This is a genomic window from Methyloversatilis discipulorum, from assembly GCF_018780585.1.
GTDB classification, from domain to species: domain Bacteria; phylum Pseudomonadota; class Gammaproteobacteria; order Burkholderiales; family Rhodocyclaceae; genus Methyloversatilis; species Methyloversatilis discipulorum_B.
Genome location: NZ_JADMJL010000027.1, coordinates 193,650 through 204,044, shown reverse-complemented (window position 1 = coordinate 204,044; position 10,395 = coordinate 193,650). Strand labels below are relative to the sequence as shown.

General features: G+C 68.4%; 10 protein-coding genes. 4 read left to right on the top strand and 6 right to left on the bottom strand.

Annotation, left to right across the window (positions count from 1 at the left end; translation table 11 throughout):
• Positions 1–153: 153 nt before the first annotated feature.
• The 4 genes from IV112_RS13945 to rsmI form a co-directional block, all read right to left on the bottom strand.
• Positions 154–795: a DUF3025 domain-containing protein gene (locus tag IV112_RS13945; protein WP_304004226.1), complete on the bottom strand. Its 642-nt coding sequence runs from the start codon at positions 793–795 to the stop codon at positions 154–156.
• Positions 796–929: 134 nt separating this feature from the next.
• Positions 930–1,361 (bottom strand): hypothetical protein, encoded by a 432-nt coding sequence (locus IV112_RS13940; protein ID WP_304004224.1) that lies wholly within the window; start codon positions 1,359–1,361, stop codon positions 930–932.
• 8 nt (positions 1,362–1,369) lie between these two features.
• Positions 1,370–2,413 carry a dihydroorotase gene (pyrC, locus tag IV112_RS13935; protein WP_304004222.1) on the bottom strand — a complete coding sequence of 348 codons (1,044 nt, stop codon included), beginning with the start codon at positions 2,411–2,413 and terminating at the stop codon, positions 1,370–1,372.
• Between the two features lie 134 nt (positions 2,414–2,547).
• A complete protein-coding gene (gene rsmI / locus IV112_RS13930; protein ID WP_304004220.1) occupies positions 2,548–3,393 on the bottom strand; it encodes a 16S rRNA (cytidine(1402)-2'-O)-methyltransferase in 846 nt (281 codons plus the stop codon).
• Between the two features lie 128 nt (positions 3,394–3,521).
• Here rsmI and IV112_RS13925 point away from each other — a divergent pair, with 128 nt between their 5' ends.
• The 4 genes from IV112_RS13925 (at position 3,522) to IV112_RS13910 (ending at position 5,603) form a co-directional block, all read left to right on the top strand.
• Positions 3,522–3,884: a YraN family protein gene (locus IV112_RS13925; RefSeq protein WP_304004219.1), complete on the top strand. Its 363-nt coding sequence runs from the start codon at positions 3,522–3,524 to the stop codon at positions 3,882–3,884.
• Positions 3,868–4,239, top strand: a complete 372-nt coding sequence (locus tag IV112_RS13920; RefSeq protein WP_304004218.1) for an HIRAN domain-containing protein — start codon at positions 3,868–3,870, stop codon at positions 4,237–4,239. The genes IV112_RS13925 and IV112_RS13920 overlap by 17 nt, the downstream gene beginning before the upstream one ends.
• Before the next feature lie 120 nt (positions 4,240–4,359).
• Entirely contained in the window at positions 4,360–4,950 is a 591-nt protein-coding gene (locus IV112_RS13915) for a phosphoheptose isomerase (protein WP_304004216.1), read from the top strand.
• Positions 4,947–5,603: a BON domain-containing protein gene (locus IV112_RS13910; protein WP_304004215.1), complete on the top strand. Its 657-nt coding sequence runs from the start codon at positions 4,947–4,949 to the stop codon at positions 5,601–5,603. Before IV112_RS13915 ends, IV112_RS13910 begins: the two co-directional genes overlap by 4 nt.
• Positions 5,604–5,615: 12 nt before the next feature.
• On the opposite strand, the gene IV112_RS13905 is transcribed toward IV112_RS13910, so the two are convergent.
• Both IV112_RS13905 and hrpA read right to left on the bottom strand, forming a co-directional pair.
• Positions 5,616–6,041: a nuclear transport factor 2 family protein gene (locus tag IV112_RS13905; protein WP_304004213.1), complete on the bottom strand. Its 426-nt coding sequence runs from the start codon at positions 6,039–6,041 to the stop codon at positions 5,616–5,618.
• Positions 6,042–6,210: 169 nt separating this feature from the next.
• Complete coding sequence (gene hrpA, locus IV112_RS13900) at positions 6,211–10,347, bottom strand: ATP-dependent RNA helicase HrpA (RefSeq protein ID WP_304004211.1); 4,137 nt, start codon at positions 10,345–10,347, stop codon at positions 6,211–6,213.
• Positions 10,348–10,395 lie beyond the last annotated feature (48 nt).

The window sequence follows — 10,395 nt, the reverse complement described above, 5'->3', positions numbered from 1 at the left end:
AAGCTATTCCTACGCTTGCCAGGGCAGAACATACAAGCGAGCTTGCTCGCGATTGAGGCCTGTAACGAAGCTTGCGACTTGCCAACGCCGCATCGCGACCAAAGGTCGCTCCCACAAGAGGGCGCGCGATGAAATCCGCGCCAGTCGAGCGCGTTACCGCCGCTTCGACGGCGGCGGCCTGAACTGGCGGGTGTCGTCGAAGTAGGCAGGATCGGTATTCGCTGAGGTCATGCCGGGCAGACCGAGCACCGGCAAAGGCCTCAGGTCGCGCGGCGACGTCGGCCAGCAGCCCTCCGTGATGCGGGCCGCGAGCGAGCTATCTAGCGCCTCATGGCCCGACGGCACTTCATCGGCATGCATGTAGAGTGCTTTCGCACACAGGCCGAAGTGCGGTGCCAGCGCCTTTTCCATCAGGGCGTGGCCGATCACGTGCAGCGCCGCCCGTTCGACCGACCCGCGCCGCTCGAACAGCGCCTCGCGCCAGCGGTGCGAACGCAGTGCATCGATCAGCGCCGCATCGTCCGTCACCAGCACCAGCCCGTCTTCGTCGAACTGGGTCAGCGCGTCGCGCACCGGGCCGCGATCGCCGCCGGGACGGTTCTCGATCTCGATGCAGTGGCGCGCGTTCATCGCCGCCTTGATACGCGGGTAGCGCAGCCAGACCAGCGCGTTGAACAGGTCATGCCAGTTTGCATCGCGTGTAGCGACACGACCGGTGACAGCGATGCGGGCTTCGTAGCCGCCTTCCGCAGCCGCGTCCGCAACGAAGGAGATCGGCAGGTCGCGGGCGGTCACAGGACGTCCCACCTTGCCGGCGAGCCCATCCAGTTCTGCAGCCGGTGGAGGCTTGGCGCCGGGCAGTCGCGCCAGCAGGGGACGAATGCTCGCGTGCAGCGGCCCGTCGCCGACGCGGTCGGCCAGCGTCGCGCTCAGGAGGCGCCTGCCGCTCCGGCCTTGACCGGCACGAAGGTGAACTGCTCGTCCTTCTTGCGGAAGGTGCCGATGGCCGGCGGTTCGGTCGCCGGCTTGTCGATCACCGAGAACACGCAGTCGGTGGTGTTCACCGCATACCAGCGGCTGGAACCCTGACGAAGGATGTAGCGGTTGGGCTCGCCGCCGTCGAACACGGTGACGACGGCGGTATTGAGCCGCGCCGGCTTCATGTCGAAGCGGCGCTGGCAGGTGGGCATGCGTGACACGATCACCGCCAGTTCGTACTGGTCGCTCCAGAAGTACGGCTTCTCGCGGTTTATGATCAGGGCGTGTTCCTTGCCCTCGATCATGAAGGCCGCGTTGTCGATCTCGCAGCCGGCCAGCAGGCTCGCAAGCGGCAGCAGCAGAAGGCGCAGGTGTCGTGTCATGGATGGGTTCACTCGATTCGCCAGGCCACGCGCTCACCCGCGCGCAGCGGCACCAGTACATCACCATCGGCAAATTCCTGGCTGGCCTTGACCTCCCAAGACTCACGGACCAGCGTGATCTGCGACGTATTGCGCGGCAGGCCGTACCAGTCCGGACCGTTGAAGCTGGCGAAGGCTTCCAGCCGGTCGAGCGCGCCGACGGCGTCGAAGGCTTCGGCGTACAGCTCGATGCCGGCGTGCGAGGTGTAGCAGCCGGCACAGCCGCAGGCCGCCTCCTTGGCGCCCTTGGCGTGCGGCGCCGAATCGGTGCCGAGGAAGAAGCGACGGTTGCCGGAGGTGACCGCGGCCACCAGCGCCTCGCGATGGACCTCGCGCTTCAGCACCGGCAGGCAGTAATGATGCGGTCGCACGCCACCGGCGAAGATGGCGTTGCGGTTCATCAGCAGGTGATGCGCAGTGACGGTGGCTGCGATGTTGTCGCCAGCCGCGGCGACGAATTCCGCCGCGTCCTTCGTCGTGATGTGCTCGAACACCACGCGCAGCGCCGGATGCCTCGCCAGCAGCGGGCGCAGCACACGCTCGATGAACACCGCCTCGCGGTCGAACACATCGACGTCGCCGTCGGTCACTTCGCCGTGGATCAGCAAGGGCAGGCCGCGCTCGGCCATGCGCGCCAGCGCGGCGTCGCAGCGCGCCACGTCGGTCACGCCGGAATCGGAATTGGTGGTGGCGCCCGCCGGGTAGAGCTTCACCGCCTTGACAAAACCGCTGTCGCAGGCGCGGTCGATCTCGTTGGGCGATGTATTGTCGGTCAGGTAGAGCGTCATCAGCGGCTCGAACGGCGGCAGGCCCGGCGTGGCTGCGTGCGCGGCCAGGACGCGCTCGCGGTAGGCGCCGGCCAGCGCTACGGTGGTCACCGGGGGGCGCAGGTTTGGCATCACGATGGCGCGCGCAAAGCGGCGCGCCGTGTCCGGCAGCACCGCCGTCAGAGCTGCGCCGTCGCGCAGATGCAGGTGCCAGTCGTCGGGTCGGGTAAGGGTCAGTCGGTTCAAGAGCGTTCCAATCCAGTCAACGAGAGCCGCCGGCGCAACGCCGACGAGGTGTAGCGCACGATTATCCCGCATAGTCGCCCACCGGCCCAACCGCGACCTGTGGGCGGCACGGATCGGTCACGCCCGCCGGTGGATCAGTCGGCTTCGTCGTCCTGCGGCGCATCGACGCCGTGTGCCATCGCGTAGTCATACAGCAGCTTGCGCGGCGCCTCGGTGATGGCCTGCGCCACCTTCACGGCGCGGCTGGGCGGCAGTTCTTCGAGCAGGATGTCCAGCGTGCGCTGCGCGGCGGCATCCAGCCCCTCTTCCGGCTGTGCGCCGGACAGCAGCAGCACGAATTCACCGCGCTGGTGGTTGGCGTCGGCCGCCAGCCAGGCCGGCGCTTCGGACACCGGCAGGCGCACGATCTGTTCGAACAGCTTGGTCAGCTCGCGCGCGATCACCAGTTCGCGCTCCGGCTGCATCACCGCCGCGATGTCGGCCACGCATTCGACGATGCGATGCGGCGCCTCGTAGAACACCAGCGCGCAGTCCTGGTCACGCAGCGATTCCAGCATCCTGCGGCGCGCCGCCGACTTGACCGGCAGGAAGCCGACGAAGCGGAACTGCGCATCGAGCAGTCCGCTGGCCGAGAGCGCCACCACGGCCGCACTCGGCCCGCTGATCGGCACCACGCGGAAACCGGCCTCCTGCACCGCGCGGACGACACGCGCGCCCGGATCGGACACCGCCGGCGTGCCGGCGTCCGACACCAGGGCCACGCGCTTGCCGTCGCCGAGCGCCGCGATCAGTCGCTCGGCGCCGCTGCGTTCGTTGTGCTCATGCACCGCAATCAACTGCGCGCGCAGGCCGAGGTGACGCGCCAGACGCGCCGTCTCGCGCGTGTCCTCGCAGGCGATCAGGTCGGCCGCACGCAAGGCGCCGATGGCGCGCGCCGACAGTTCGCCCAGATGACCGATGGGTGTGCCGACGACATACAATGCCGATGTCCTGAATTCGGATGGGGTGTCGTCGTGGGTGGAAACAGGAAGATCGGGCGTGTCCATCGGGCGGCGGAGTGCAGGCGGCCCGCCATTCTGAGCGTCGCTGCCGGTCGCCACAAGCATCCATGAGCATACGGGCGCAGCACGGCGCCGCCGCGGAACAACTCGCGGCCCGCTTTCTCGAATCGAGAGGCCTGCGCGTGCTTGGCCGCAATCTGCGCTGGCGCGATGGCGAGCTCGACCTGGTGTGCGAGCACGGCGACACGCTGGTGTTCGTCGAAGTGCGCATGCGGCGCGACGGCCGCTTCGGCGGCGCCGCTGCCAGCGTCGGCCCGGTCAAGCAGGCGCGGCTGATCCGCGCCGCACAGCACTGGCTCGCCGAACAGGGGCGCCGCGCACAGGCCCGCCCTGCCCGCTTCGACGTGATCGCGCTGTCAGCGCTCGACGCCGCCAGCATCGACTGGATACGTGATGCGTTCGGTCTGTAGCGCCCTGCTTGCACTCGTCTGCGTCGGCGCACAGGCCGACGGCCTGCGCCTGCTGGCACAGCGCTCGCCGCTGGCCGGCGCGCAGTACCACCGGCTCGCCGAGGTATGGCCGCAGCTCACGGTGGGCGACGCGCTGACGCTGGAGCGGGAGCCGGGCAACCGGCACGACGCCCGCGCCGTGCGCGTGCTGTGGCGCGGCATCATGATCGGCTACCTGCCGCGCGCCGCCAATTTCGAGGCGGCCGACGAAATGGACGCCGGCGCCCGGCTCAGCGCGCGCATCGGCGCGCTTGTGCCCGACCCCGATCCGTGGAAGCGGCTGCGCGTCGACGTCTGGGTCGAACTGGGTCGATGAAGGCCTTCGCGCCCAGACTGAATTGCAAGCGCAGGTATCGGACTGCAAGAAGGCTTCACAAAGACGGCCTGCCGGGCCGATCTTGGTACACTCTGGCCACATCCAACGCTGCGAGCTCTCATGAATCTGGTTTCACGCATTTCCGAGCACTTCATCGACAGCGCGCAAACCAAGCTCTCGTCCACCGAAGTTCTCGCCGCGCCGATTGCCGACGCGGTCGAACTGATGGTGGAAAGCCTGATGGCCACCGGCAAGATACTCGCCTGCGGCAACGGCGGATCGGCGGCCGACGCCCAGCACTTCGCCGCCGAACTGGTCGGCCGCTACGAACGCGAGCGCCCCGAACTGGCCGCCATCGCGCTGACCGTCGATAGCTCCATCCTGACCGCCATCGCCAACGACTACAGCTTCGACCAGGTGTTTGCCAAGCAGGTGCGTGCCCTCGGGCAGCCGAACGACGTGCTGCTGGCGATTTCGACCTCGGGAAATTCGGCCAACGTGATCGAGGCAATACATGCGGCCCATGAGCGCGAAATGCGCGTGGTCGCACTGACCGGCCGCGGCGGGGGCCGCATCGCGGAACTGCTGACCGACCGCGACATCCACATCTGTGTACCGGCCGAACGCACGGCACGCATACAGGAAGTTCACCTGCTGACGCTGCACTGCCTGTGCGACGGCATCGACTGCATGCTTCTAGGAACCGAATGATGACAACAACCCGCAAGACCGTTTCCTTCACCCGCCCGCTGCTGCTGGCCGCCCTGATCGGCGTTTCGGTGCCTGTATTGCAGGGCTGCTTCCCGGTGGTCGCCGCCGGTGCCGGCACGGCCGTCATGTCGGCGCTCGACCGCCGCACCAGCGGTACCCAGGTCGAGGACGAAGGCATCGAACTGCGCGCCAGCAATCGCCTGCGCGAAAAGCTCGGCAGCCGCGCCAACGTGAGCGTCACCAGCTACAACCGCAACGTGCTGCTGACCGGCCAGGTCGCGGACGAAGCGACCCGCGCCGAAGCGGCCGCCATCGTCGGCGAGGTGCCGAACGTGCGCGGTGTCAGCAACGAAACCGAGATCGCCGGCGTGTCCTCGCTGACCCAGCGCTCGAACGACGCGCTGATCACCTCCAAGGTGAAGGCGCGCATCCTCGATTCGCAACGGGTCAAGGCCAACCACGTGAAGGTGGTGACCGAAATGAGCAAGGTCTATCTGATGGGCCTGCTGACCGAGACCGAAGCCAAGGCCGCGAAGGAAGTCGCCGCCTCGACCTCGGGCGTGCGCAAGGTGGTGGCGATCTTCGAAATCGTCAGCCCGGAAGAGGCGCGACGCCTCGACGCGGCGGGCGGCAACAACAGCCCGAAGCAGTAAGGTCGCGCTGCCCTATCCGGCGGCGAGACGTCGCCGGATCGCGCGCAGCACGCTGCCGATCAGCGGCAGCTTCTCGTACAGTTCCTGCGCCGCGTCCCAGTAGTCGCGGTGCTCGACAATCAGGCCCTGCGCGTCGAAGCGCAGCCGGGTCGCGCCGACGATGGTCTGAGCGCGGCCGCGCATGACGAAATGCATGGTCCATTCCAGCCACGCCGCGTCGCCGTCGCTCATCGCCGAATGAACTTCGAAGCGCGGCGCCTCGACCTGTTCGAACATGTGACCGAAGATGCGCGCCACCGCGGCGCGACCACGCACGTCGTTGAACGGATCGCGGAAGTGCGCGTCATCGGCGTAGAGCGCGGCGAGCGTGTCGACGGTAGCGGGTGTCAGCCTCTCGAAAGCCGATATCAAGGTGCGCAGGCGGTCATCGGCGGGCATTCGGTCATCTCCAGTTATCTAGGTCGGCGGATGAGGGTCCGCCGCGTCGCGGCCAAGGCCGCTCCCACAAAAGACCGAACCCGCCGCCGGAACTGGGGTTCCGTGGGAGCGAGCTTGCTCGCGATAACAGCCTGCATCGAAGCCGCCCACATACGGAAGCGTCGCCGCCTCACCCGTGCGAGCGCGACTCCCATATCTTCTGCAGCCGCTTCACCGAGACCGGCACCGGGGTGCGCAGTTCCTGCGCGAACAGGTTCACCCGCAGCTCTTCGAGCAGCCAGCGGAATTCATCGAGGAAGGGGTCACTCACGCCTGCCCGCGCGCGGGCGATGCGCTCCCGCTCCCACAAGGTCGCCAGTGACTGCCAGTCGGCCATGGCGCGCGCGTCGCGCGCGGGGTCGCTGCGCAGCTTGTCGATGCGCAGCACGATCGCCTTCAGGTAGCGCGGATAGTGGGTCAGCCGCTCGAAAGGCGTGCGCTCGATGAAGTGCTTGCCGACCAGCGCGTCGAGCTGGGCGCGCATGTCAGCGCCAGCGTCGGGGTGCGCCTTCAGCGCGATCAGCTTCTTGTTCAGCGCCGCGTATTCGGTGAGCACACTGCCTGCCAGCCGGCCTATTTCCTGCGCCACCAGAGATATGCGCGGCCGCGCCTCGTCGCGCCGGGTGGCGAAGGTGGCGGCATCCTGCGGCCACGGTTCCATCATGCAGCAGCGTTCCAGCGTGGCAGCGACCAGTTGCGCGCGCAGTTCGGTCTCGCTGCCGAGATTCATGAACTGCATCGCCATGTCGCGCAGGCCGGGCAGGCTTTTCTCGATGAACTTGACCTGGTCGCGCAGCTCCAGCGCGAACAGCCGGCGCAGGCCGCGGCGGTGCACCTCGTGCGCCGCCTCCGGCGTGTCGAACACACGCACGCTGACCGCGTCGCCATCGTCCTGCAGCGCCGGAAAGCCGATCACCATGCGGCCGGCGACCTCGACCTCCATCAGTTCAGGCAGTTCGCCGAAGGCCCAGCTGGTGTAGCGGCCCTCGCCCGCCGACTGTGCAGGAACGGCCGCCGGGGGCGCGGGCTCGGCGCGACCCTTCTTCGCGGCCGGCGGCGGCACCGGCGCTTTCGCGACAGCGTCGCGCGCGCCGAGCGCGGCCAGTGCGTCGGCCATGCTGCCGCGCGCGCTGGCGGACCGGGACTCGACAGCTGGCGCGGCGGATACCGCATCGACCGTCTTCGATGGCGAGGCGGCGACCGGCGCCGGGGATGACGACGCCGTCGGCAACGCAATGCGCGCCTGTTCGAAGCGGCGCGCCACCTCGTCCTTCAGCCGCGTGCGCAGTTCAGCCAGATTGCGCGACTGGCCGAGCACGCGACCGTGCTCGTCGATCACGCGGATGTTCATGATCAGGTGCGCCGGCAGGTTCTCGGCCCGGATCGCGTCCGGCGGCAGCTTGAGGCTCACATAGACCTCGATCGCGCGCGCCAGCACCTTCACCAGCGGCTCCGACTGGTCGTGCTGCTGGGCGAGGAAGTCGGCCACGAAGCCGCTGATCGGCTGGATGCGGTGGCGCAGCTTGGGCGGAATCGTCTTCGCCAGCTGCACCACCTTTTCCTCGATCAGCCCGGGCACCAGCCAGTCCAGCCGCGCCGCCGGAATCTGGTTCAGCAGCGTCAGCGGCACGGTCAGCGTCACGCCATCGTCGGCCGCATTCGGCTCGTGCCGGTACTCGAGCTTCAGGCGCTGGCCGAGCAGATCCATCTTCGCCGGGAAACGTTCGCTGCTGACGCCGGCCGCCTCGTGCCGCATCAGCTGTTCGCGTGTCAGGTGCAGCAGCTTCGGGTTGTCGCGCTCGGCGTCGCGGCGCCAGCGCTCGAAGCCGCGCAGGTCGATCACGTCGGCCGGCACGATGGAATCGTAGAAGGCCTCGATCAGCGATTCGTCGACCAGCAGGTCCTGTCGCCGCTGCTTCTCCTCCAGCCGCTCGATCTGCGCGATCAGGTCGAGGTTGTGCTGCAGGAATTTCATCTGCTTCAGCGCGACGTCGCTGACGTCGCCATTCACCAGCGCCTCACGGATCAGCAGTTCGCGCGCGAGCTTCGGGTCGGTCTTGCCGTACTGCACGGGGCGCTTGGCGTACAGCGTGATGCCGTGGATGACGCCGCGCTCCCAGGCCACCGTTTCGCCGCGGCTTTTCGACCAGTGCGGCTCGTAGGTCGAGCGGCGGATCAGATGGGCGCCCACCTCCTCCACCCACTCCGGCTCGATGCGCGCGATGCAGCGCGCGAACAGCCGCGTCGTTTCGACCAGTTCGGCGCACATGATCCACTTGCCGCCCTTCTTCGCCAGCGCCGAACCGGGGTGCGGCCAGAACTTGATGCCGCGCGCCCCCAGATACGGAGGCTCGCCGGCACGCGCGTCCTCGATGCGCAGGCCGAGGTTGCCGAGCAGGCCGGTCAGCAGCGCGCGGTGCAGCGCGTCGAACGCCGCCGGCTGTTCGTTCTCGGGCCACTCGTGCTCGGCACACAGCGTGTGCAGCTGGGTATGCACGTCGCGCCATTCGCGCATGCGCAGCCAGTTCAGGAAGTTCGCCCTGCACCACTCGCGCTGCTTGGCCTGCGACTGGTGATGCCACACCTCGTCGAAAGCCGCCCAGGCCTTCAGGTACCACAGGAATTCGCTGCGCTCGTCGGCGAACTTCGCGTGCGCCTGGTCGGCCGTGCCGGCACGCTCCTCCGGGCGGTCGCGCGGGTCCTGCACCGACAGGCCGGCGGTGATGATGAGCACTTCCTTCAGCGCGCCGTGGTTGCGCGCCGCCAGGATCATGCGTGCGACGCGCGGGTCCAGCGGCAGCCTGGCCAGTTCGCGCCCCAGCGTGGTCAGCGTGCGTTCCTCGTCCACCGCGCCCAGTTCCTGCAGCAGCTGGTAGCCGTCGGCGATCGCGCGCGGCGCCGGGCGGTCGATGAAGGGGAACTCCTCGACGTCGGTCAGGCCGAGCGACTTCATGCGCAGGATGACGCCGGCCAGCGACGAACGCAGGATTTCCGGGTCGGTGTGCGCGGTGCGCTGCTTGAAGTCGTCCTCGTCGTAGAGGCGGAAGCAGACGCCGCTGGACACCCGGCCGCAGCGGCCGGCGCGCTGCTTCGCAGCCGACTGCGCGATTGGCTCGACCTGCAACTGCTCGACCTTGTTGCGGTAGCTGTAGCGCTTGACGCGCGCCAGACCGGTATCGACCACGTAGCGGATGCCGGGCACCGTCAGCGACGTTTCGGCGACGTTGGTCGAGAGGATGACGCGCCGGCCGTTCGAGCCCTGGAACACGCGCGACTGTTCCTGCGCCGACTGGCGCGCGAACAGCGTCAGGATGTCCGGCTTCACGCCGGGCAGACGCGTATGGTGCTTGCGCAGCGTTTCCGCGCACTCGCGGATTTCCCGCTCGCCCGGCATGAATACCAGCACGTCGCCCGGTCCGCACGAGAAGGCCTCGTCGACCGCGTCGGCTACCGCTTCGTAGAGGTCGCGCTCCTTGTTGGCGTCGAACGGCCGCCAGCGCATCTCGATCGGGTAGAGCCGGCCGCTGACCTCGATCACTGGCGCCGGCTTGCCGTTCTGCGCAAAGTGGTTGGCGAAGCGCTCGGCGTCCAGCGTGGCCGAGGTGACGATCACCTTCAAGTCCGGACGGCGCGGCAGCAGCTGGCGCAGGTAGCCGAGCAGGAAGTCGATGTTCAGGCTGCGCTCGTGCGCCTCGTCGATGATGAGCGTGTCGTAGGCGGCCAGCCAGCGGTCACGCTGCGTTTCGGCGAGCAGGATGCCGTCGGTCATCAGCTTGATGCGGCTGTCTTCCGACGTGCGGTCGGTGAAGCGGATGGCGAAGCCGACCTCGCGGCCGAGCGGCACGTTCAGTTCCTTCGCCACGCGGTCGGCGGTGGCGCGCGCGGCGATGCGGCGCGGCTGCGTGTGGCCGATCAGCCCGCGTGCGCCACGGCCCAGTTCCAGACACAGCTTGGGCAGCTGCGTCGTCTTGCCGGAGCCGGTCTCGCCGCACACAATGACCACCTGATGCGCCGCCAGCGCCGCCGCGATCTCGTCGCGCCGCGCCGACACCGGCAGCTCTTCCGGATAGTCGACCTTGGGCGCCGATGCGCGCCGCGCGGCTACGCGCGCCTGCGATGCCGCCACGCGTTCAGCGATCTTCGCCGGCCATTTGTCCGGCGCGCGCATCGCCGGCGGCAGTTCGCGCAGCGCGCGCGAAATCGCCGCCGCGTCGCGGCTCATGCACTGTTCGAGCAGGGAATTCAGATCGGGGTGCTGCACTTTCATCGGATCGGGCTGCGGTCTGCGTCGCGCAGAAAGGGCGCCATTGTCCGC

Bases quoted from the DNA above. Each gene is read 5' to 3' on its own strand.
- IV112_RS13925 (WP_304004219.1), top strand. From the start codon at position 3,522: ATGAGCATACGGGCGCAGCACGGCGCCGCCGCGGAACAACTCGCGGCC.
- IV112_RS13920 (WP_304004218.1), top strand. From the start codon at position 3,868: ATGCGTTCGGTCTGTAGCGCCCTGCTTGCACTCGTCTGCGTCGGCGCA.
- IV112_RS13905 (WP_304004213.1), bottom strand. From the start codon at position 6,041: ATGCCCGCCGATGACCGCCTGCGCACCTTGATATCGGCTTTCGAGAGG.
- hrpA (WP_304004211.1), bottom strand. From the start codon at position 10,347: ATGAAAGTGCAGCACCCCGATCTGAATTCCCTGCTCGAACAGTGCATG.
- IV112_RS13910 (WP_304004215.1), top strand. From the start codon at position 4,947: ATGATGACAACAACCCGCAAGACCGTTTCCTTCACCCGCCCGCTGCTG.
- IV112_RS13940 (WP_304004224.1), bottom strand. From the start codon at position 1,361: ATGACACGACACCTGCGCCTTCTGCTGCTGCCGCTTGCGAGCCTGCTG.
- IV112_RS13915 (WP_304004216.1), top strand. From the start codon at position 4,360: ATGAATCTGGTTTCACGCATTTCCGAGCACTTCATCGACAGCGCGCAA.